The organism is Streptomyces sp. NBC_01190, from assembly GCF_045039895.1.
GTDB lineage: Bacteria > Actinomycetota > Actinomycetes > Streptomycetales > Streptomycetaceae > Actinacidiphila.
On sequence record NZ_CP108580.1, the window covers coordinates 599,843 to 622,117 of the forward strand.

A 22,275-nucleotide genomic window follows, 5' to 3' on the forward strand; every position below is an offset into this window, starting at 1 on the left:
TGCGCCGGGAACTCGCTGCTCGGGCCGTGGCTTCGTTGGGTCGGCGCCAGGGGGTGACGGCGGTGTTGCTGACTTGTTATGGCCAAGGGGCATTGACGTTTCGACGATGCGGAGCCCATCATCCTCAGCAAGCCAATGTCAACGATGACAGTGTCAACGATGACATTTTGCGATCGCCGTCGGCGCCGCACTTCCGTACCGCCTAGGAGCTCACCATGTACCGTCTCACCCGCGCCGCCGCCCGAACTGCCGTCAGAGCCGCCGTCGGGCTCACGGTCGCGGCGCTCGCGCTGACCGCCTGCGGATCGGGCTCCAAGGGATCGTCGTCCACCGCAGGGTCCGGCTCGAACGACAAGATCAAGGTCGGTCTGATCACGAAGACCGACACCAATCCCTTCTTCGTGAAGATGAAGGACGGCGCGCAGAAGGCCGCCACGGCCAACAACGTCGACCTGGTGACGGCCGCCGGCAAGTTCGACGGCGACAACGCCAGTCAGATCACCGCGATCGAGAACATGACCGCCGCCGGTGTCAAGGGCATCCTGATCACCCCGAGCGACTCCAAGGCCATCGTGCCCGCGATCGCCAAGGCCCGCGCCAAGGGCGTCATGGTCATCGCTCTGGACAGCCCCACCGACCCCCAGTCCGCCACCGACGCCCTGTTCGCCACCGACAATCTCAAGGCCGGCGAACTGATCGGCGCCTACGCCAAGGCCGCGATGGCCGGGAAGCGGGCGAAGATCGCCACGCTGGACCTGGCGCCGGGCGTCGCGGTCGGGCAGCAGCGGCACGACGGCTTCCTCAAGGGCTTCGGTATCAGCGCCGGCGACAAGTCGATCGTCTGTTCCCAGGACACCGGCGGTGACCAGGCCAAGGGCCAGACCGCGATGGAGAACTGCCTGCAGAAGGCATCCGACCTCAATGTCGTCTACACCATCAACGAGCCCGCGGCGCTGGGCGCGTACACCGCGCTGAAGGCGAAGGGCCGCGAGAAGGACGTGCTGATCGTCTCGGTCGACGGCGGCTGCACCGGAACGCAGGCGGTCAAGGACGGCAAGATCGCCGCCACCTCCCAGCAGTACCCGCTGAAGATGGCCGAGGACGGCATCAAGGCGGTCGCCGACTACGCCAAGGGCGGTGCCAAGGCCGCCGGTTACACCGACACCGGGGTCACGCTGATCACAGACAAGCCACAGACCGGCGTCGACGCCAAGGACACCACCTACGGCCTGGCCAACTGCTGGGGATGATGCCTGACCTGCGCGCGGCCCCCACGATCGGGCGGCCCTCCGCCGCAGCCACAGAACGGCGGCCCGGCCCGTGACGCCCTGACCAGGGCCGGGCCGCTTTCGACTCTCACACCGCAAGGACCCCTATGACCACCGCAGCCCCCCCTTACTCCACATTGAAGGAGCCGACCCGGCTGCGCCGGCTGACCGCCGCGCCCACCACCGGCCCATTGGCAGCGCTCGCTCTGGCCTGTGCCTTCTTCTCGTTGACGACCGACCAATTCCTGTCAGGCGGCAACTTCTCCCTGATCATCCAGCAGGTCATGGTGGTGGGCGCGCTTGCCATCGGCCAGACCCTGATCATCCTGACAGCCGGAATCGACCTGTCCTGCGGGGCGGTGATGGCGTTCGGCTCCATCATGATCGCCAAGACCGCGGCAGCGGGCAGCGTCCCGCCGCTGGTGGCGATCGCACTGGGCCTGGGCGTGTGCGCCGGGTTCGGTCTGGTCAACGGCCTACTGGTGCGCCTGGTGCCGCTGCCGCCGTTCATCGTCACGCTCGGCATGCTGAACATCGCCTTTGCCCTGACCCACGTCTACTCCAACGAGCAGACCATCACCGGACTGCCGCGGACGCTGACCTTTCTCGGCGAGACCTTTCCCCTGGGGCACACCGACGTCACCTACGGCTCGGTGCTGACCATCGCGCTCTTCCTCGCCTTCGCCTACGCGCTGAGCAACACCTCCTGGGGACGGCACGTCTACGCGCTCGGCAACAGCCCCGAGGCCGCCCGGCTCAACGGCGTGCGCACCGGCCGGCTGACCATCGGTGTCTACGCCGTGGCCGGCCTGGTCTACGGCATCGCCGCACTGCTGCTGGTCTCCCGCACCGGCGTCGGCGACCCCCAGGCCGGGCAGACCGAGAATCTCGACAGCATCACCGCCGTCGTCCTCGGCGGCACCAGCCTCTTCGGCGGCCGCGGTACTGTCCTGGGCTCCCTGATCGGCGCGCTCATCGTCGGTGTATTCCGCAACGGCCTGCAGTTGATGGGTGTCGCCTCCATCTACCAGACGCTGATCACCGGCATCCTCGTCATCCTCGCGGTGACCGTCGACCAGCTCTCCCGAAAGAGGATCCGCTGATGACGCCGAAGACCCCCACATCCCCCGACGCGCCCGGTACGTCCTCGACGCCCGTGGCGAAGCCGACCCGCCCCACCCCCGTGCTCCAGGCTCGTGGGGTGGTCAAGCGCTACGGTCACGTCACCGCTATCGACGGCGCTGATTTCGACTTGATGCCCGGCGAGGTACTCGCCGTCATCGGCGACAACGGCGCCGGAAAGTCCAGCCTGATCAAGGCTCTCACCGGCGCCCTCGTTCCGGACAGCGGCGAGATCCGGCTGAACGGAGAGGTCATCCGCTTCAGTGGCCCCCAGCAGGCCAGGGAGCACGGAATCGAGACCGTCTATCAAGACCTTGCCGTCGCTGCGTCCATGGATATCGCCTCCAACATGTTCCTCGGCAGAGAACTGCGCCGGCCCGGCCTGTTCGGCAGCGCGCTACGCATGCTGGACAAGAAGCGGATGCGCCAGGAGGCCGCCGCCCACATGGCCGAGCTCAAGATCGGCCTGCGGTCGCTGACCCAGACTGTCGAAACCCTGTCGGGCGGACAGCGCCAGGCGGTTGCCGTGGCCCGCGCGGTCGCCTGGGCCAGTAGCGTCGTCGTCATGGACGAACCGACCGCGGCCCTGGGCGTCAAGGAGTCCGGCCAGGTGCTCGACCTGATACGCCGCGTGAAGGACAAGGGGCTGCCGGTCGTCCTCATCAGCCACAACATGCCGCACGTCTTCGAGATCGCCGACCGTATCCACGTCCATCGCATGGGGAAGCGGGAGGCGCTCATCAAGCCGTCCGACTACTCGATGGCCGAGGTCGTGGCGATCATGACCGGGGCGCTGACGGTGGGAAGTGACGGCGGGAAAACCACCGTCGCCGACGCGGATGCCGCCAGGGCCGCCGGGCTCCCCACCACGTGACCTATAGGATGCCCCGTCGGCCGGTGACCAGGGCCGGCCGGGCAGGGGCAACAGCGGAGAACGGTGGCATATGAGCGGGGATCGGCGGCCGACGCTCAGTGATGTGGCCCATGAGGTCGGCGTCAGCGCGAAGACGGTCTCCCGGGTTCTCAACGGTGACGGCCCGACCTCGGCCAAGACCCGCGAGAAGGTCATGGAAGTGGTCACCCGGCTCGGCTTCCAGCCCAATCTCATGGCCCGCAATATGCGGCGGGGCAGTCCCGACAGCACCATCGGCCTGGTCGTCCCGGACATGGGCAACCCCTTCTTCGGCACGGTGGCCGGGGGGATCGAGGACGCGGTCCGCGAGCGGGGCCTGACACTGCTGATGGGCTCATCGGCCGAGGACCCGGCCCAGGAACGCGCCCTCATCGAGACCTTCCTCAGCCGCCGGGTCAGCGCACTCGTCGTCGTTCCCTCGGTCGGCGCGCATCACGACTACCTCGGCGGGGGCTCCTCCGGGCCGCCCGTGGTCTTCCTGGACCGGCCCGGCATCGGGCTGGCCACCGACAGAGTAGTGAGTTCCAACCGGGCCGGCGCCCAGGAAGGCACGGCGCACCTGCTGGCGGTCGGGCACCGGCGGATCGGATTCATCGGAGACCTCCCGGCGGGCCTCTACACCCGCCGCGAGCGCCTGGCCGGCTACCGCGCCGCTTTGGTCATTGCCGGCGTCCCCTACGACAGGCACCTCGTCGCCAGCGGCCACGACCAGGACGCTTCGGCCGCCGCTACCGAACGCCTTCTGGACCTCGCCGAGCCGCCCACGGCGCTGCTCGCCGGGAACAACTTCACGGCCATGGGCGCGGTGACGGCCCTGGCCAGACGACGCCGCAAGGACATCGCTCTCGTTGCCTTCGACGACCTGCCACTCGCCGAGATCCTCGAACCACCCCTGACGGTCATCGCCCAGGACCCCGCCGCCCTGGGCGCCGCCGCGGCCCGGACGGTACTCGCCCGTCTCGACGGCGACCGCACTCGCCCTCGGGCCGAGGTCGTCCCTACCAGGCTTGTCCTGCGCGGTTCCGGCGAACTGCCTCCCCGATGAGTCGGGCCGGGGAAGGGTTATGTGCTCGGTCCCGCAACGCCTCCAGGAGTCCTCCATAGCCCCTCGGCGCAGGCGATGTCGCCCTGACCACCGATCACGGCCAAGTGCGGCGACCGCTCCACCAGCAGACTGGTCGCCGACCGGCTCCGGCACGCTCGTCCGGGATAGCAGCCGGAGTCGATGGTCAGAACGCGGTGCTCACTCTCCCAGGCGGTTCCCTGGCGCACCCTCAGGAGCCCTTCCGCAAAGGAAGAAAGGGCGTTCTCATGTGTGGCCGGGCTGATCACCGCCTTACGGCTTCGGCGCGGACCACGGGCGACGGGCCGGGGCGGTAGCCAAGGTGTTGCTGGGTGGAGGAAGGCAGGCTGCCCACCGCGCGTCGGTTGGACGTGCACGAGGCCGCGGTGGGGGTGGCCCGTCCGTCCGGCCAGGCGAGGTCGGCCTACCCCCTTGCCCGGCCGGACAGGCGCGCTCAGGCCAGAGAACCTTCCCGCGTTGCTGCCTCGGCGGCGGGCTCCCTGATGGTGAGCGGTCGAATCTGCCACGCATCGACTGAGTAGCGGAGCTGCGCATCCGAAGTGGCATGCGCCTGCAGGCGCCAGGGGCCATCGCCGACCGGGTAGAAACGCACGGTGAGTGCCTGCCCGGTGGACAGGAAGACCTCGGCGATGGAGTGGTCGACGATCAGCCGCAGATCGACAGGCTCGCCAACGGGGTACGGCATCGAAAACGTGCCGCGGCTCGCTTTCGGATCGAGTGAGGCATTCTCGCGATCGACCACCAACAAGCCACCGAACGGGTCGAGGCGTATGTCGAGGTACTCGGAGCCGTCCGCGGAGGTGACCAGGCGCAGGCCGGCTCCGCCGGAGGGATCCAGCCGGGCCGCGAGGTCGAAACTGCGGCCCGGTTCGCCCAGTTCCACCGGGTTGTCGCCTACGGCCGATCCCGCCGCGTGGACCACACGTTCCCCGCGGAGGGCGGCCAGTTCGGCGGCGGGTTGCTGATGCACCCGGCCGCCCTCGGTGAGCTTGATCTCACGAGGAACCGTGAGGGTCCCGGCCCAGCCGCCAGTTCGGGTCCACACCCGGTCGCGGGCTTCCCAGGCCCAGCCCCACAGCAGCCATCTGCCGCCAGGGGCACGCATCACGGCAGGAGCATAGAAGTCGGGCCCATGGTCGAGGAGTTGGGGTGGGTCCGCCTCGAAAACGTCGTTGCGGTCCTCGCCGGTCAGTGCCAGGACGCCGCCAGGTCCGTCCTCGGCGCTCCAAGCGCTGAGAATGAGGATGCCCCGCCCCACATCGTCGGCTGCCGGGAGGTACTGGGGGCACTCCCAGCCGTCACCGGTGGCTGCTCCGGCGTCACCGACGGGCTGCGGAGCGCCGGCGTGGAAGGGGCCCAGGTAGGTCCAGTCCTCCAGATCGGGAGAGTCGTAGAGCAGGACAGCGGCGCGGCCGTCGGCGAGGGCGGCGCCTACCAGCATCCGCCAGCCGCCGCCGTGCCGCCATACGTAGGGGTCGCGGTACATGGTGGTGCCGTCGGGCGGTTCCGGTATGAGAAGGTCGCCGCGTGGTCGGAACGTCAGGCCCCCGTCGTGGGAGATGGCGGTTGTGACCGGCTGGTGTTGGCGGTCGCGACGGTAGGCGGAGTAGAAGGCGACGATCCTGTCTCCGTCGGACACGGCGTTGCCGGAGTAGCAGCCGTCGGCGTCCTCACCGCCGGGAGTGGGGGTGAGGGCGACGGGCAGTATGTGCCAGTTCAGCAGGTCGGCGCTGCGGAAGTGGCCCCAGTGCATGTTCGCGTGATCGGTTCCGTACGGGTTGTACTGGTAGCAGACGTGGTACTGGCCGTCGTGGTGAACCAGGCCGTTGGGGTCGTTGATCCAGTTTCGGGGCGGTCGCAGGTGCGCGACGGGCCGATGCCGGTCAAAGGGCGCGTTGGACACACGCGTGCCTTTCGAGGTGTGGGCGAGCGCGAGGACGGGGGCGGCTCAGCGGAAGGAGCCGGCCACGATTCCCTCGACGAAGTACCGCTGGGCGGCGAGGAAGATGAGCAGGCTGGGGATGAGAGCGATGATCACGCCGGCCAGCACGATGGAGATGCTGCCGGTGCCCAGGGTTCCTTGCAGGGTCACCAGGCCCAGCGGCATGGTGAAGTTGTCGGTGGACTGCAGGAAGATCAGCGGCCGGAAGAACTCGTTCCAGTAGGCGGAGAAGGTGAGGACCGCCAGGGTCGCCATCGGGGCGCGCGCCATGGGGGCGTAGATGCGGGCGAAGACCTGGAAGTGCGAGGCGCCGTCGACCCGTGCGGCCTCGCCGAGCTCACGGGGCATCTGCAGAAAGTACTGCCGCATCAGGAAAGTGCCGAAGGCACCTCCGATGACAGGCAGGATCAGCGCCATGCGGCTGTCGGTCAGGCCGAGGTATTTGATGATCAGGAAGACGGGGATGATGGTGGTCTGGATGGGGACCATCATGGTGGCCAGGATGATGCCGAAGAGGGCTTTGTTGCCGCGGAAGCGGACCATGGCGAAGGCATAGCCGCTCATCGTGGAGGTGATGAGCTGGCCGATCACGATGAGTCCGGTGACGACGACGCTGTTGAGGAAGAACGACGTCAGCGGCACCTGGTCGAAGACTGCCCTGAAGTTCGACCAGATCGGGTGGGTGGGAATCCATTGCGGCGGTTGATCGAAGGACGTAGCCGGTGTGCGCAGCGAGGTGGCCACGGCCCACACGAGCGGGGCCACCACCAGGAGGGCTGTCACGGTCAGCACGGTGATCGACAGCAGACGTCCGACCTTGGGACGGTGACGGGGGCGGGACGTACGGGCAGTCGGCGAGGTCCGCTTGCCGAGGATGGCGGTCACGAGTAGAACACCCACTTTCGGCTCACCGTGAACTGCACGGCTGTGATGACCAGCAGGACGACGAACAGCACCACGGAGATCGCCGAGGCGTAGCCGAACTGGAGGTTTTGGAAGGCGGTCTGGTAGACGAGCAGCACCGTGGTGTACGTCGAGTCGCCTGGGCCGCCCTTGGTCATCACGTACGGCTGGTCGAACAGCTGCATCGTGTTGATCAGGCCCACGGTGGAGGCGAACAGCAGGGTCGGGCTGATCAGGGGAAGCTTGATCCGCCAGAACATGCGGGCGGAAGTGGCACCGTCCATCTGGGCGGCCTCCAGCACGTCGACTGGTAGCGAGCCGAGGGCGGCGACGAACAGGATGAACGTGAAGCCCAGTTGCTGCCATACCGCGACCAACACGATGGTGGCGGTTGCTCCCCCTGTGGAGCTCAGCCATGACACCTGTGGCAGATGCAGCAGGTCCAGGTAGTAGTTGATGACGCCGAACTGATCGTTGAACATGTACGACATCACGATGGAAATGGACGCCGCCGAGGCCAGCATGGGCAGGAAGTACGCAGCGCGGAAGAGGTTCTGCACGATCTTCGACGCCCGCTGCGCGACGAGCAGTGCCAGGCCCAGGCCGAGGGCGACCTGGAGGACGACGATCATCACAGCGAGGCCCGAGGTGACCAGCAGCGAGTGGGTGACCGCTTTGTCATGCAGGAGCGCGTCGAAATTGTCCAGGCCCACGAACTGAGGGCTGGAGATGGCGTCCCACTTGAACAGGCCTAGGACGAACGAGGCGAGGATCGGGGCGATGGTGAAGACGACGACCACGACCAGGGCTGGCGCCACCATGACGTAGCCGAAGAAGGTTTCGCGGCGTGCACGGCGGTTTTGCGAACGCCGTCGCAGGATGTCGGCGTCTGCCGGTGGCCGCGTGGGGCTGCTGGGCTGCTCGCCCGGCGGGGCGGAGGCACGGCTGACGATTCGGACAGGGTTCGACATCGGGGCGTCATCCCGTCTTCGCGGCGGTTTCGAGATCGCTCTGGAGACCGTCGAGGGCCGATTTGGCGTTGCCCGACGACATGGCCTCGGTGGTGCGCTTGTTCAACGCGATCGCCATCGCGTTGTAGTACGGCGGGGCAGGGATCGGGGCGGTGTTGTCGAACTGGGTGAGCGTGTCGTAGAAGACGTGCCAGTTCTTCGGTCCGTTGGCGGCATACCTCTCGGCCGTCATCATCGACCTGCGCGGGAACGTGGTGACGTTGCCGGGGAACAGCAGGTCGAGGTTCTTCGCGGACACCAGGGTCTTCACGAACTCCCAGGCAAGGTCCTTGTTCTTGGAGGACTTGAAGATGCCGTAACCACCCGCCCCGAACAGGTGTCGCTGAGTCCGCCACTTGGGGAAGTACTGGACGTCGAAGGAGCCCTGCGCCATGCCGGCGTTGTGGAGTCCGCCCGCCCAGAATCCGCCGCCGATGGCCGTGCCGATCTTGTTGCTGGCGAACAGCCCCTGGAGAGTGTTGCCGCCGCCGATGTCGGGCTTGGGCGACAGGCCTTCCTTTTGCAGCTGGATCATGTAGTCCAGGGACTCGATGACTGGAGCGGAGTTGGCAGTGGGGTCACCCCAGCGCCAGCCGCCCTTGCGGTGGGCCGCGGCGGGGTCGTTCGGGTAGAAGGTGTTCCACAGCCAGTCGCCGCCGTCCCACTTGCCCTCCGTGAGAAGGTTGCCGCCGTTGGCGTACATCCAGGACGTCCAACTGCCCCAGAGCCGGACGACCCAGTCGTAACCCACCGTGTTGCCGCCCCCGGCGGAAACCTTCTTGGCGATGTTGTAGAAGTCGTCCTTGTTCCAGTCGGCGGCAGGCTGGCCGACGCCGGCGCTTTCTAGCAGGGACGTGCTGTAGAACATGTTGCCCGCGTTGAAGTCCGTCGGCAGTTCGTACAGGTGGCCCTGGTACATCATCGCCTCGACCAGAGCCGGGTGGACGTCGGCGAAGTACGACTTGAGCTCGGAGGCGTCCCGCTTGACGTAGTCGTCCAGCGGTTCCGCCAGTCCCTTGGCCGCGAAGAGCTGGAGGCCCTCGGTCGCGACCGAGGCGATGTCGGGGGCGTTGCCTGCGGCGATCTGGGTGAGCAGCTTGCTGAAGAAGTCGTTCCAGTCGGTCCCCGAGGTGCCGGTGAACTTCACCTTCACGCCCGGGTGCGCCGCCTCGAACGTCGCGGCCGCCTTGCTCAGCTTGTCCGCGGACGACTGGTCCGCGAACACCGAGACCTTGAGTACCTTCGATCCGGAGGAGCTGGAAGACCCGGAAGAGCATGCGGACGCCAGACCGCCAACGCCCGCCACAGCGGCGGTCGCGGCTCCGGCTCTCAGCAGGCCACGACGGCTCATCGACGACCGGAAGAGTTCAGAGGACATGGTTGTGTACCCTCACTGTGTTCGAAGTACCGACAGGAGTGACGACCGATCGCAGCGGTCGCCTGTCATCGTGTGAAGTGCTTCGCCGTCCCGGGGTCAAGACCGGGGCGGCGAAGTGACCGATGCCCGCCCCACCAGCGGGCAATGCAGCATCTCTTGCATGACGGGGGCCGGTGGGCCGCCCGCCGTTCCGGTGAGCGCGAGCAGCTGGGTGACCGCTCGTTCCCCCATCTCGTAGTGGGGGAGCTGGACAGTGCTCAGCGCCGGGTAAAGCGCCTCAGCGACCAGTTCCTGGTTGTCGAACCCGATCACCGACAGATCCCCGGGAATGGAAAGCCCAAGCTCGGCGGCGGCCCGGTAGGCGCCGGCCGCCATGCGGTCGTTGAAACAGAACAGTGCCGTCGGGCGCTGCCCGGTTGTCAGCAGCCTTCGCGCGGCCCGGTATCCGGCGGCCACGTCGTCGGCTACCGAACCCAGGTGCGCCACTTCCTCGGAGGCGATCAGGGCGGGATCGTAGGGGGCACCGGCCTCGGCCAACGCCTTGCGATAACCCGCGATGCGACCGTGAAGGGCGGGGATGTCCGCGGTTCCCGTGGTCATGCCGATCCGGCGGTGTCCGTGATCGATCAGTTCGCGCACCGCTGTGTACCCGCCCTGCACCTCGTCCGGCACCACGAAACCGACCGCGGGATCGTCGCAGCTGGCGTCCAGGAGTACCGAAGGCGTGGAGCGCAGGCTCGCGGGAAGGCGTACGACCTGGTGGTACATGGTGGCGTACAGCACCCCGTCGACCTGGCGCTGAAGCAGCATCTCGATGCTGCGACGCTCCAGCCGCTCGTCGCCGCCGGTATTCACCAGAAGGAGGACCACTCCATGGGCGGCTGCGGTCTCCTGAGCGCCGAGAACCATCCGGCTCGCGTTCGGGGTGGTGGCGATCTCGTCGCTGATGAAGCCTATGGTGTGTGACCGCTGGGTCCTGAGCCCCCGGGCCAGACCGTTCGGGGCGTACCCGAGTTCCTCGGCCACCCGCAGGACACGCTCGCGGGTCTCCTGGCTGGCTCGCTTGCCCTCCACGCGGTTCAGGATGTTCGACACCGTCGCCACCGACACGCCGGCTGCAGCGGCCACGTCCTTGATCCCGATCCGTCGCGCCATGACCTACCCAAAATGGTGGAAACCAGGTTGGCTAATCGTTTAGCCACTTGCTTGCACAGAGACTGCCTCTGACCAAAGTTCCTGTCAATGGCTCGTTACGAACTCGTGGCGCCGGCATGACCCGTCACCTCCGGTCAGCCCCGACGATCAACGTGCCGCCACGGCCGCCGCGCCTCCCGTGCAGCCGCACACCAAGGAGTCCGCTAGAACGCGCATCCCGTCCTGACACAAAGTATGTTTGTCCCATCGGGGTGTGTTTGATGGCCGATGAGACACCGCGCGGTCGGGACGCCGTCCGCGGTCCACGGACTGGGGCCTGCACACGGCTTTGATCATTTCGGCTGGACGTCGAAGTTCTTGGGTGCTGCCACCGCGTCCGCAGGCTCGTCGAGGCGGGCTCGGCTCAGCAGCGAGGGCCCGTGCCAGGCTCATCCGTTCGAGAATCTTGGCCGCATGCCAGTGCGTCTGGACGCTCAGCGGTCGGGCCGCACCGCCCGCGCTCCCACGCGCCTTTGGCTTGCGGGCCTCGGGTCATTGCCCGGGAGCGGTCCGCCCTCTGTCCAGGGGCTGTGAGGCGTCGGTGAGGTCGGCGCCGGTGGCGGCGTCCCGCTGGGAGTGGCCGGTGCCGTGCCAGTCCAGACACATGACGGTCGCATCATCCTCCAGGTGGCCGCCGCTGGCGTTGACGATCGCCCCGATGAGGGCGCGGGCGGCTTCACGGGGGTGCAGCGCGCGGGTTTCGGCGATCAGCTCAGGCAGGCCAAGGTTCCTGGCGTTGCGTTCCAGCATGCCGTCCGTGAGCATGACCAGTCGGTCCCCCGGTCGCAGGTCCAGCGGCTGTACCCGGTAGGTATGCGGGGGCTGCACGCCGAAGGGCAGGTCGACCTCCGGGATGATCTGCCGCACCTGGCCGTCCCGGAGCAGCAGCGGCCAGGGGTGCCCGGCGTTGACGAACTCGGCTCTGCCGTCGAGGAGGCTGATGCGGAGCAGTTGCCCGGTGACGTAGCCTTCGCGGCCGTGGTCCCGCATCGCCTGGTCGGCTTCGCGGGCCTGCTCAAGAAGGCTTCCGCCCGCGCGCCGGGCCCGGCGCAACGCACCCACGACGAGGGTGGCCAGGAGCGATGCCTGGACGTCGTGGCCCATGGCGTCGGTGACGGACAGTTGGACGGCGTCGCGGTCGATGACGTAGTCGAAGGTGTCGCCCCCGACGAGTTCGGCGGGCTCCAGCGCCCCGGCGACCGCGAACTGCGCGGCCTCGCACGCCAGCGACGCCGGAAGCAGCCGGTGCTGGATCTCCGCGGCCAGGCTCAGTGGGCTGGTGCGCCGGCCCCACTGGTAGACGTCGGTGAAGGACCGGTTCGCGATGACGATGTAGGCCAGCGCGTGCGCGCTCACACCGATCTCCCGCATCACCTCCGCATCCGGCGCCGCGGGCAGGAACAGCTCCAGGAGCCCGATGGCGTCCCCGCGGTTGGTCACCGGGGCCACGACGCGTGTGTATGTCCCCCGGCTGCTGTCCTCGATGGCCGGTTTCTGGGTGCGGATCACGTCGTCGTACACGGTGCCCCGCAGCGTGATGCGCCGGGCCGGCTCACCTGTCTCGATAGTGCCCGCAGCCCCCAGCCGCACCACCGAACTCCCGGTGAAATCGGTGATCAGGAACGACACCGACGCCGCCCCGAGATGCTCCTTGAGTATCCGCGCGACCACGTCGAGGGACTCCACCGGCGCCGATGCCTCCGCCGCTCCCAGGACCCTCGCCAGCGACAACGCCGAGTCCAGGCGTATTCCGTGGCCGCCGGGACGGGTGGCCCCCGCGCCGTCCTCGTTCGGCACCTCTGCGGTCACGACGACTCCCCACTGCTCGTTGATGCTCAGGGCCCCGACACTGTGCCGGTCATGCTGCCGGACATCATGATGTACCGCAGGCGTCGGCCCGTATCCGGGCCCAGTGCTTGAGAAGGCCCGTGCTGGCGGCCGCTCAACAGCATTGTCGCCAGGAGCGTGTACGTGCCGGCGATGATCAGGAAGATGTCCGCATGGTCCAGGCGGCGCAGGACCGCCTCCCCCCGCGGGCCCCAGGTGCGGCGGTGGGACACCGCGCTCGTACCGAACAGCAGACAGGCCGAGGCCGCGTACACCGAACAGGCCGCGACCGCCGCCGCCGAACGCGAAAGCGCGATCAGGAGGAGGCCGCCGGCCAGCGCGAGGGGGAACATCCCGGCATGCAGCCAGCAGCGCAATCCTGGCTTCACCACGGCCACCGCCCGCGCCGCCCCGCTTTCCGGGCCGGTGGCGGCCTGGTCGGGGACCGGCTTACCGGTCGCGCCGGCCGGCGGATCACCAGCCGGGGCGCGGGAGGCGTCGGGCGCGGTGGCGGAGCGGTACTGGGGCGCCCGCCCCCGGACCGGCGGCTGGGCGTCTTCGGCGATCATGCGTACATAGTATGAAAAACTGCACATGCCCTAGCAACTGGACAGGGCAGAAGGGCCGGGATCAGGCGGTGGCGCGGTCGTGGGATGCGGAGCCGCGCAGTTCCTCATTGATGCGCTGGGCTTCCTCGAGCTGGTCTTCGAGGATGACGATGCGGCAGGCCGCCTCGATCGACGTGCCCCGGTCGACGAGTTCGCGGGCGCGGGCGGCTATGCGCAGCTGGTAGCGGGAGTAGCGGCGGTGTCCGCCGGCCGAGCGCAGCGGGGTGATCAGGCGGGCTTCGCCGATGGCGCGCAGGAAGTTCTGGGTGGTGCCGAGCAGTTCGGCGGCCCGGCCCATGGTGTAGGCGGGGTAGTCGTCGTCATCGATCCGGTTGTACGAGTCGTCTGCTGTCATCTCACCTCTCTGTGGAACACGCGTGTGAGGGGCCCTGGTGCCGTGTGGCACCAGGGCCCCGAAGGAACTGCTACACCATCTGCCGGCCCTGAGACTGCGCCGGCCTACTGTGTCCGCACCGCCGAAGGGGGTACCGGCGTGTGCGGGGATCGCGGTTGCTTGACCGGAGACCACCTCACTAACGATGTCCTGCGGTACCCGGGTCCAGTTCATTCCACCCGGGCGATCCCGATGGCGCTTGGGCTCCTCCGTTCTTCCCTCTGGATCAGCTACCTGCCGAACGTGAACTGCGTGCTGCTCGTGTTGCGTACTGCTGCTACTGCCGGTGACGCGAACTGCTGGTGGCCTGCGACAGCGCCACTCTTCGGCAGCCAGCCCCGTCGCCCGTCCTGCGTCCGCTCTGGCTTGGAACCCCACTGCCGAACCTCCCGGTACGCGCGCCCGCAGCCGACGCCTTTACCGAGGTACTGCTCACTGACTCCACTGCTGGGTACCGCGATTGCACTTACTGCTTACTGCCACCGCATCAACTGCGGTCCTGCTCCTGGCAGCCCCTGATCACTGCGGGCCACCCGGTCCGGTCGTCAGCCCCGTCGCCGTCAGGCAACCGCTCTGGCTTCGGAACTCCACCACCGCACCGTCCTGCGTACTGCAACCTGCGGGTACTGCTGCCCGGCAGTTCGTCTCTGCCGGGCCTCGCTGATCTCGGCTACAAGAGAAACCATAACCACACCGCGGCCCAATGTCTACTCTGGCCATCACAGATTTTTCAGCGCTCGGGGAAGAGGTAACCGTCGCCGGTCGCCGGAGGCACGCTCCCTCCGGCGTGCGATGACGGTTCCCGTCGGGGGCAGACTGCCGCCAGCAGCGCCGACGGGAGCTGCGCCGCCACAACGTTCCACCACGGGGGTTGCCATGGAAGGCAGCAGTACCGACGAACCGACCTGCGGTCCCGGCATGCGCCACCAGGCGCACGCCATGACCCCTGTGCTGCTGGAGAGCGAGGACGCGGCCTGCTTACGTGACCACCTCACCGGCGCCCGGCTGGCCGCCTCCCGACTGGCCGTGATCTGCCGGAATCCGTGGTGGCCGGACCACGCCCTGCCCGCAACCCGGGGCGCCGCAGTGGCCGTGGCCCGCATCGAACCCGACCAGCGGCGAGTGCTCCTGTGCGGGGCCGGCAACATCTCCGCAGCAGTCGTGACCCCGAACACCAAGAACAGCCTGCCGTGCATGCCCGGAACCGCCGGACACCAGATACGCACCCTGCGCACCTTCGCCGCCTTCGTCGAAGGTGCCGGGTCGTCGGCCATAGGGTGGGGGCGGCCGACGGAGGCCACGACCCGGGGAGTGGCGTATGGCGCGGTACCTGATCTCGTTCGACGACGGCGCGATGACCATCTCCGAGGAGGATTTGCCCGAGGTGGCCGAGGCCGCGCACCAGGTGGTGCGCGAGGCGCAGGACGCGGGTGCGTGGGTCTTCGGCGGCGGGCTGGAGAGCCAGCGGGCGAGCGTCGTGGCCGTCGACGGGACCGTCACCGACGGCCCGTACCCGGAGACCAAGGCGGTGCTCGGCGGGTTCTCGATCATCGATGCGCCCTCGCGGGCGGACGCGCTGGAGTGGGCCGCCAAGTTCGCCGCCGCGTGCCGCTGTGCGCAGGAGGTCCGAGAGATCATGCCCGATCCGGCCGTCTGAGAGCGCGCGGGCCGTTGGCCGGCTCCATCACCTGTCCGTTCTCGCAGCCGACTGACGAGCTGACGCGGTGCCCCAGTCGCTCGACGCGTGGGGCGGGTTCACCGACGCGGCCGTACGGGATATGCGGAGATCGGCCGCGGCGCTCGCGGTCCCGGTGGTAAAAACGCGTGGCGGCAGGTGAATCTGTGAAAAGGCGGGCCGGAGTGGACGCGAATCTCCGCCGGCAAAGATCGGAATGCCGATCGGGCCGGGCGGGTTCCGAGGAACCCGCCCGGCCCGATCGCGGTGCGAAGCGGAAATCAGCCGAAGCGATCAGACGGTGCCGGCGCCGTTGGCGTAGGACTTCATGTTGAAGGTGCCGAAGCCGTTCTGGACCGGGTCGCCGGTGTTGTTGATGCAGTGCAGGATGCCGCCGCCGCCCGCGCCGTTGAGGCAGACGGTCATCAGGTCGGTGAAGACCACGCCGGGGGTGTCGGGCACCTCGTAGGCACGGTCGGTGTAGATGTCCGCGTTGAGGTTGAAGAAGCAGTAGCTGCCCAGGCCCCAGGCATGGTGCTCGGTGACGCGGTCGGCGACCTTGTAGGCGGCGTAGCCCTTGGTGGCACCGTGCACCCAGGCGGACTGGGTGGGCACGTCATAGGGGTGCTCGTTCTGGAAGAAGTACGTGCTGCCGTGGTTGCCCTGCCACAGCACCTCGTACTTCTGGTAATGCTCGACGGCCAGCGCGTACGCGGTGACGTGGTCGCCGTTGACGAGGATGCCGGTGTCGGCCGGGTTGACCGACCAGCCGACGGTGTTGTCCAGGCCGTGGTCGGCGCGCCAGAGCCAGAGGTTGTCGAGGATCACGTCGTTGCTGTCGACCTGGACGCTGATGCCCGCGCCGCCGGCCAGCGCGCCGCCGATCCGGGCGTAGACGTCGAAGAGCGCGGTGGGGTCGGCCGAGTGCCGGCGCCGGCTGGTGCCGTGGCCGACGCGGAGCAGCACCGGGGTGTGGGCCGAGGCGGCCTCCAGGAGCACGCCGGCGATGGTGACGCCGTCGACGTCGGCGACCTCGATGACGGTGTTGCCGTGGGTGGACTGCAGTGTGGCCAGGCCGAGGCCGAGCACGACGGTGCCGGGGCGGTCGACCCGCAGCGGCGAGGAGATGGCGTAGATGCCGGGGGTGAACAGGAGGTGCTTGCCGCGGGCCAGGGCCTGGTTGAGGGTCGCGGCCGAGTCGCCGGGCCGGGCCACATGGAACGAGGTGAGCGGGATGCTCTGCCCCTTGGCCCGCCCGTGGGCCCAGGTGGTGCCGGTGCTGTTCCGGCGGACCGCGGGCACGAAGACATGCTGGGCGCCGTGCCGGTCCACGGTCAGGAACGGCTTCTCCCGCACCACCGGGGTCTGGTCGACCGTGGTGTACGGGGGCGTGGGGAAGGACTGGGCGGGGGCGCCCTGGACACCGAGGAAGACCATGTTCCAGTTGGCGCCGGTCCAACTGCCGAAGGTGTCGTTGCGCGACAGCCACTGCTGCTGCGAGCCGGACTCCACCTGGCCGTCCACCACACTGTCGGCCAGGAATCCGCCGCTGGACCACTGGTTGCCGGGCGGGCTCGGCCACAGGGTCATATTGCCCTTGACGTGCACGCGGCGCATCGGCCCGGCCTGGGCGACCGCCCAGCGCTCCAGGCCGTCCGGCGGGACGATGCTCAGGTTCTCGGCGGCCCGCCAGAAGTTCTGCGTGCCATTGCCTTCCAGCCACTGGGCGTCGACCGTGACATGACCGTTGATCACGACGTCGTCGGGGCTGTCGCCGAGGCCGAGGACGTGGGTGTAGAAGCCGACGTTGATGTCGACGGTGTAGGTGCCGGGCTTGAAGGCCAGCGCGAAGCGCTCGGTGCCGAACTGGTTGGACTGCTGGGTGGCGAAGACGGCGTCGACCTGGGCCTGGATCGCGGCGTCGGCCATGGACGGGTCGAAGACGAGGACGTTCGGACCGAGCCCGGCGGTGTCGTGGCAGTGGCCGGACGAGCCGAATGAACCGGACGAACCGAACGGACCTGTTGCGGCGTTCGGGGCCGACGACGCGGCGGCTGAACCTGCGGCGATGCCGCCGACCAGCGGCCCCGCGGCGGCGACGGCCGCCCCGCGGAGCATGGTGCGGCGAGTGGGAATCACGGACACGGCTCTCCCTGGACGTGGTGGATGTGGGGACCGCGGCTTGTCCTCGCCGCGAGAGAGCGCTCTCAGGCACGAAGTGAATCACTGCGGGTATACAGCGTCAATAAGAGTGCGGCGGCAACAACGGGGCATCCCACCCCCCGGGCGCACGCCTCCGTTGGAGGGCGCGGCGGGTGATCGGGGGGATCCTGGGCGGGTGGTGTTCACCGATGTGAGGAGCCCTTGATGTCCCACCCCCGGGTGCCCGTGCCGCGGTTCTCCCGCTCGGAGACGGCCCGCGCGGAGGCCTTCAGCGACGGCGTCTTCGCGATCGCGGTCACCATCCTGGTGCTCGGTCTCGCCACTCCCGCCCATCAGACGGGCGACCTCGGGCGCGCGCTCGCCCGGCAGTGGCCCTCCTACCTCGGCTACGTGGCCTCCTTCAGCTACATCGCGGTGATCTGGCTCAACCACCACCAGGCCTTCGTACGGATCCGGAGCATGGACCGGGGACTGCACGCGGCCAATCTCTTCCTGCTGTTCACCACGGCGGCGCTCCCGTTCCCCACCGCGGTGGTGGCCGAGGCGCTGAAGGCCGATGTCTTCGGCGGCGACGCCCGGATCGCCGTCGCCCTCTACTCGGGCATCGCGGCGGCGATGTGCCTGAGCTGGACCATGCTCTACCACCACCTCGGCCGGCACCCCGAACTCGTGGACGACTCCGTGGAGCCCGACTACGTACGGCACGGGCTGATCAGGTCCCGCGTCGGCATGCTGGTCTACGCCGTGCTCGGGGTGGTGGGCTACCTGGTCACCCCGCTGATCGCCCTGGTCGGCTTCCTCGTGCTGCCGGCCTTCTACTTCGTCACCAGCGAGGGGCTGCCCGGCGGGCGGGACGCCGCCGCCGGCTGAGCTCCCCGCCCCCATCCCGAGTGCCGCCTCAGTAGTCTGGTCGGGTGAGCATTCTCGATAGCGCCCGCGCGGGCATGAACCCCGGGATCCGACCGCAGGACGACCTGTTCGGCCACGTCAACGACGGATGGCTCCGTACCGCGGAGATCCCGGCCGACCGGTCGAGCTGGGGACACTTCGTCCAGCTCGTGGAGACCGCGGAGGAGCAGGTCAGGGCGATCATCCAGGACCTCGCGGCGGGTGTGCCCGCGGTGTCGGCAGACGGCGATCCCGCCACCACCGGCCTCGACGCCCCAGGCGACCGCACCGACCAGGCGGACGGCGCCGAGGACGCGCGAAAGGTCGCCGCGCTCTACGCCTCCTTCATGGACGAGTCCGCGGTGGCCGAACGCGGACTCGACCCCGTACGGGGGCAACTGCGCGCCGTCGCCGAGCTGCGGGACACCCGCGAACTGGCCGCGTTCCTCGGCGGGTTCGAACGCACCGGCGGCTCAGGGCTCTTCGGGCTCTACGTCAACACCGACGACCGCGACGCCGACCGCTATCTCGTCAACATCGTGCAGGGCGGGCTCGGGCTGCCGGACGAGTCGTACTACCGGGACGAGAAGTTCGCCGAGGTACGGACGAAGTACGTCGCGCACCTCACCGAGTTGTTCGGCCTCGCCGAGCACAAGGACCCGGCCGCCGCCGCCCGCACCGTGCTCGGCATCGAGACCGCGCTGGCCGCCGGCCACTGGGAGCGGGCCGAGACCCGCGATGTGCAGAAGACGTACAACCTCGTGCCCCGCGACGAACTCCGCACGCTCGCCCCGGAGTTCGACTGGGACGGCTATGTCGCCGCGCTGGGCGGCACGGACGCGACGATCGCGGAGACCCTCGTCCGGCAGCCGTCCTACCTGGCGCACCTGTCGACGCGGCTCGCCGAGGTGCCGATCGAGCAGTGGCGGGACTGGGCCGCGGCCCGGGTGCTGCGCGCGGCCACGCCGTACCTGCCGGAGGACTTCGTCCGTACCGGCTTCGAGTTCTACGACCGCACCCTCAACGGCACCCCGGAGCAGCGGGACCGCTGGAAGCGGGCCGTCGCCTTCGTGCAGGACGCGATGGGCGAGGCGATCGGCAGGGAGTACGTCGCGCGCCACTTCCCGCCGGCGTCCAAGGCGATGATGGACGAGCTGGTCGGCAACCTGCTGACCGCCTACCGCGAGTCGATCTCGCGGCTGGACTGGATGACGGACGCCACCAAGGAGCGGGCCTACGAGAAGCTCGCCACCTTCCGTACCAAGATCGGCTACCCGGACCGCTTCCGCGACTACTCGGCGCTGCGGGTGAGCCCCGACGACCTGCTCGGCAACGCCCGCGCGGCCGCCGCCTTCGTGACGGACCGGGAGCTGGGCAAGATCGGCTCCCCCGTCGACCGCGACGAGTGGTTCATGCTGCCGCAGACCGTGAACGCGTACTACAACCCGGGGACCAACGAGATCTGCTTCCCGGCCGGCATCCTCCAGGAGCCCCTCTTCTCCCCCGAGGGAAGCCTCGCGGAGAACTACGGCGGCATCGGCGCGGTGATCGGCCATGAGATCGGGCACGGCTTCGACGACCAGGGCTCGCAGTACGACGGCGCGGGCAACCTCAACGACTGGTGGGCGGCCGCCGACAAGGAGGCCTTCGAGGTCAAGGCGAAGGCGCTGGTCGCGCAGTACAACGCCTTCTCGCCGCGTGACCTGCCCGGCCAGTTCGTCAACGGGGCGCTGACGCTGGGCGAGAACATCGGCGACCTCGGCGGCCTGACCATCGCGTACAAGGCTTATCTCATCGCGATCGGCGGCGCGGACGCCCCGGCGGGCTCGGCGGCGGACGGCCCGAGCGGCGCGCGGACGCTCTTCATGAACTGGGCCCACTGCTGGCGGTCCAAGCGCCGCGTCGAGGAGCAGCAGCGTTTCCTCACCATCGACCCGCACTCGCCGGCCGAGTTCCGGGCGAACATCGTGCGCAATCTGGACGAGTTCCACGAGGCATTCGGCACGAGCAAGGACGACGGGCTGTGGCTCGACCCGGCGGAGCGGGTACGGATCTGGTGATCCGCCCGACCGGGCGCGCGGGGATCAGCTGACTGGCCCGTGCCTTCGGGCCGGTCACCTGATCCCGCTACTGCTGGTCCGGCGGCGGGTTCAGTACGGCCTTCACCGCGTCGGTGACCAGCTGCCGCCGGGCGGCCCTGCTGCTCTTGCGGGCCAGTGAGTGGTACTCGGGCGTCTGCGCGGTCCAGAGCCCGGCGAGGGTGAGCACCAGCGTCAGCAGATCGGTCGCCGAGAAGTGGTCGGGGACCGACCCGTCCCGCTGGGCCTGGTCGATCGCGGCGATCTTCTCGCGGCTGGAGTCGACGATCGACTGGATGGGATCGTGCCGCTCGGCCCGCTCCAGCCGGTACCAGGTGGCCAGCCGCGCCACCTCCGGGTGGTCCTCGTAGCCGTCGAAGAGGCGGCCCGCGTAGCCCGGCAGATCCAGCGGGTCCATCGCGATCTCGGTGGTGGTCCGGACGACGAGGCTGTCGATCAGCGCGTCGAAGAGGGCCTCCTTGCTACCGAAGTAGTGATAGATCTGCGCCTTGTTGGACCGGGCGGACCGGGCGATCCGGTCCACCCGGCCGCCGGCGATCCCGTACTCGGCGAACTCCTGCGCCGCGGCCTTCATCAGCCGGTCCCTGGTCGCCTGTGCGTCTCCTGCCATGCCGCCAGGGTATCAACCAACCGAAAAGTTGACGCATGGCGGGCACCTCATCGGGCTTTCGACTAACCGGATAGTCGCGATGAAACCGGCAGCTCACAGCTCTCGACTAACCAGACGGTTGACACTCGGCCCGAACTCGACTTCACTTTGACCAACCGGTTAGTCAGCGCATGTCCCAAGCCCCTCACCCAGGAGTTCCCATGAGCACGTGGACCACGGCCGACATCCCCTCCCAGCGCGGCAGGCTCGCCCTGGTCACCGGCGCCAACGCCGGTCTCGGCTACTGGACCGCGCTCGAACTGGCCCGGGCGGGCGCCACCGTGGCGCTGCTCGGCCGCTCGCCGGCCGCGCTCAAGGAGGCCGAGGCCGCCATCGGCCGCGAGGTGCCCGGCACCGACCTCGTACCGGTCCGGCTCGATCTGGCCGACCTGTCGTCGGTCGAGGAGGCCGCGGCCGCCGTGCTGGCCCTGGACCGCCCGCTGGACCTGCTGGTGAACAACGCCGGGGTCATGGCGGTCCCCGAGCGCCGCACCACGAAGGACGGCTTCGAGCTGACCTTCGGCACCAACCACCTCGGCCACTTCGCCCTCACCGGCCGTCTCCTCCCCGCGCTGCTGCGCGCCGACGCCCCCCGCGTCGTCGCGGTGAGCGCCCTGATCGCCCGGCGCCGCGGCCTGACCTTCGACGACATCGCCGGCGAGCGTCACTACACCCCCATGGGCGCCTACGCCCTCTCGAAGTACGCCAACATCGTCTTCACCCAGGAATTCGCCCGCCGGGCCGGCGACAAGGGCCCCACCGCCATAGCCGTCCACCCCGGGACCGCGAGCACCGGCATCCAGCGCCACCTGCCCGGGGCGCTCAGGGCCGTGGTCGGCGTGGCCATGGAACGCGTCATCGGGCAGCGCCCCGATCAGGCGGCCCTGCCGACGCTCTACGCCGCCACGAAGCCCGGTGTCCCGGCCGCCGCGTTCATCGCCCCCACCCGCCGGATGGAGACCCGCGGCACACCGGGCCCGGTGAAGCTGCCCCGCACGGCGGCGGACGAGAGCGTCGGCAGCGCCCTGTGGGAGCTGTCAGAACGTCTCACCCACGTCACCTACGCCTTCCGCTGAGCCCCCTGGCGGGACCGGTCGGACCGTGGCCACGCCGAGGAGGCGGGCCGCCCGTGGTCCACCACCCGAGACGCCTCGGCGC

The 22,275-nt window shown here is 69.0% G+C and carries 17 protein-coding genes and 1 pseudogene; 8 read left to right on the forward strand and 10 right to left on the reverse strand.

The window, feature by feature from the left end:
* Positions 1-215: 215 nt before the first annotated feature.
* The 4 genes from OG519_RS02590 (at position 216) to OG519_RS02605 (ending at position 4,348) form a co-directional block, all read left to right on the forward strand.
* Positions 216-1,250, forward strand: coding sequence for a sugar ABC transporter substrate-binding protein (locus OG519_RS02590; protein ID WP_405578039.1), 1,035 nt, complete (start codon positions 216-218; stop codon positions 1,248-1,250).
* Positions 1,251-1,375: 125 nt separating this feature from the next.
* On the forward strand, positions 1,376-2,371 hold the full coding sequence (locus OG519_RS02595; RefSeq protein ID WP_405578041.1) for an ABC transporter permease: 996 nt from the start codon (positions 1,376-1,378) through the stop codon (positions 2,369-2,371).
* A gap of 98 nt (positions 2,372-2,469) precedes the next feature.
* Positions 2,470-3,264 (forward strand): ATP-binding cassette domain-containing protein, encoded by a 795-nt coding sequence (locus tag OG519_RS02600; protein WP_405578044.1) that lies wholly within the window; start codon positions 2,470-2,472, stop codon positions 3,262-3,264.
* Positions 3,265-3,334: 70 nt separating this feature from the next.
* Positions 3,335-4,348 carry a LacI family DNA-binding transcriptional regulator gene (locus OG519_RS02605; RefSeq protein WP_405578047.1) on the forward strand — a complete coding sequence of 338 codons (1,014 nt, stop codon included), beginning with the start codon at positions 3,335-3,337 and terminating at the stop codon, positions 4,346-4,348.
* Between the two features lie 472 nt (positions 4,349-4,820).
* Here OG519_RS02605 and OG519_RS02610 read toward each other — a convergent pair whose 3' ends face one another.
* The 8 genes and pseudogenes from OG519_RS02610 to OG519_RS02645 all read right to left on the reverse strand — a co-directional run bounded on the left by OG519_RS02610 (position 4,821) and on the right by OG519_RS02645 (position 13,604).
* Positions 4,821-6,290, reverse strand: coding sequence for a glycoside hydrolase family 32 protein (locus OG519_RS02610; RefSeq protein ID WP_405578049.1), 1,470 nt, complete (start codon positions 6,288-6,290; stop codon positions 4,821-4,823).
* 45 nt (positions 6,291-6,335) lie between these two features.
* Positions 6,336-7,214 (reverse strand): carbohydrate ABC transporter permease, encoded by an 879-nt coding sequence (locus OG519_RS02615; protein WP_405578052.1) that lies wholly within the window; start codon positions 7,212-7,214, stop codon positions 6,336-6,338.
* Positions 7,211-8,053, reverse strand: a complete 843-nt coding sequence (locus tag OG519_RS02620; RefSeq protein ID WP_405578055.1) for a carbohydrate ABC transporter permease — start codon at positions 8,051-8,053, stop codon at positions 7,211-7,213. The genes OG519_RS02615 and OG519_RS02620 overlap by 4 nt, the downstream gene beginning before the upstream one ends.
* A gap of 157 nt (positions 8,054-8,210) precedes the next feature.
* Complete coding sequence (locus OG519_RS02625; RefSeq protein WP_405578058.1) at positions 8,211-9,467, reverse strand: ABC transporter substrate-binding protein; 1,257 nt, start codon at positions 9,465-9,467, stop codon at positions 8,211-8,213.
* Between the two features lie 249 nt (positions 9,468-9,716).
* Complete coding sequence (locus tag OG519_RS02630) at positions 9,717-10,775, reverse strand: LacI family DNA-binding transcriptional regulator (protein WP_405578061.1); 1,059 nt, start codon at positions 10,773-10,775, stop codon at positions 9,717-9,719.
* Positions 10,776-11,306: 531 nt separating this feature from the next.
* A complete protein-coding gene (locus OG519_RS02635; RefSeq protein ID WP_405592416.1) occupies positions 11,307-12,545 on the reverse strand; it encodes a PP2C family protein-serine/threonine phosphatase in 1,239 nt (412 codons plus the stop codon).
* Between the two features lie 200 nt (positions 12,546-12,745).
* Positions 12,746-13,210: pseudogene (locus tag OG519_RS02640) on the reverse strand (hemolysin III family protein); the annotation flags it as partial.
* 61 nt (positions 13,211-13,271) lie between these two features.
* The gene (locus tag OG519_RS02645; protein WP_405578064.1) at positions 13,272-13,604 is read right to left on the reverse strand and encodes a MerR family transcriptional regulator; all 333 of its coding nucleotides are present in this window, start codon (positions 13,602-13,604) and stop codon (positions 13,272-13,274) included.
* Positions 13,605-14,961: 1,357 nt separating this feature from the next.
* Between OG519_RS02645 and OG519_RS02650 the strand changes: the two genes are divergently transcribed.
* Positions 14,962-15,300: a YciI family protein gene (locus OG519_RS02650; RefSeq protein ID WP_405578066.1), complete on the forward strand. Its 339-nt coding sequence runs from the start codon at positions 14,962-14,964 to the stop codon at positions 15,298-15,300.
* 312 nt (positions 15,301-15,612) lie between these two features.
* Here the strand turns inward: OG519_RS02650 and OG519_RS02655 are convergent, their stop codons facing one another.
* On the reverse strand, positions 15,613-17,436 hold the full coding sequence (locus tag OG519_RS02655; RefSeq protein ID WP_405592418.1) for an adenylyl cyclase: 1,824 nt from the start codon (positions 17,434-17,436) through the stop codon (positions 15,613-15,615).
* A 249-nt stretch (positions 17,437-17,685) separates the two neighbouring features.
* On the opposite strand from OG519_RS02655, the gene OG519_RS02660 reads away from it, so the two are divergent.
* Positions 17,686-18,351 carry a TMEM175 family protein gene (locus tag OG519_RS02660; RefSeq protein ID WP_405578068.1) on the forward strand — a complete coding sequence of 222 codons (666 nt, stop codon included), beginning with the start codon at positions 17,686-17,688 and terminating at the stop codon, positions 18,349-18,351.
* A gap of 44 nt (positions 18,352-18,395) precedes the next feature.
* The gene (locus tag OG519_RS02665; protein ID WP_405578070.1) at positions 18,396-20,429 is read left to right on the forward strand and encodes a M13 family metallopeptidase; all 2,034 of its coding nucleotides are present in this window, start codon (positions 18,396-18,398) and stop codon (positions 20,427-20,429) included.
* A 67-nt stretch (positions 20,430-20,496) separates the two neighbouring features.
* On the opposite strand, the gene OG519_RS02670 is transcribed toward OG519_RS02665, so the two are convergent.
* Positions 20,497-21,078, reverse strand: coding sequence for a TetR family transcriptional regulator (locus OG519_RS02670; protein ID WP_405578072.1), 582 nt, complete (start codon positions 21,076-21,078; stop codon positions 20,497-20,499).
* Positions 21,079-21,278: 200 nt separating this feature from the next.
* Between OG519_RS02670 and OG519_RS02675 the strand changes: the two genes are divergently transcribed.
* A complete protein-coding gene (locus OG519_RS02675) occupies positions 21,279-22,193 on the forward strand; it encodes an oxidoreductase (protein WP_405578074.1) in 915 nt (304 codons plus the stop codon).
* Positions 22,194-22,275 lie beyond the last annotated feature (82 nt).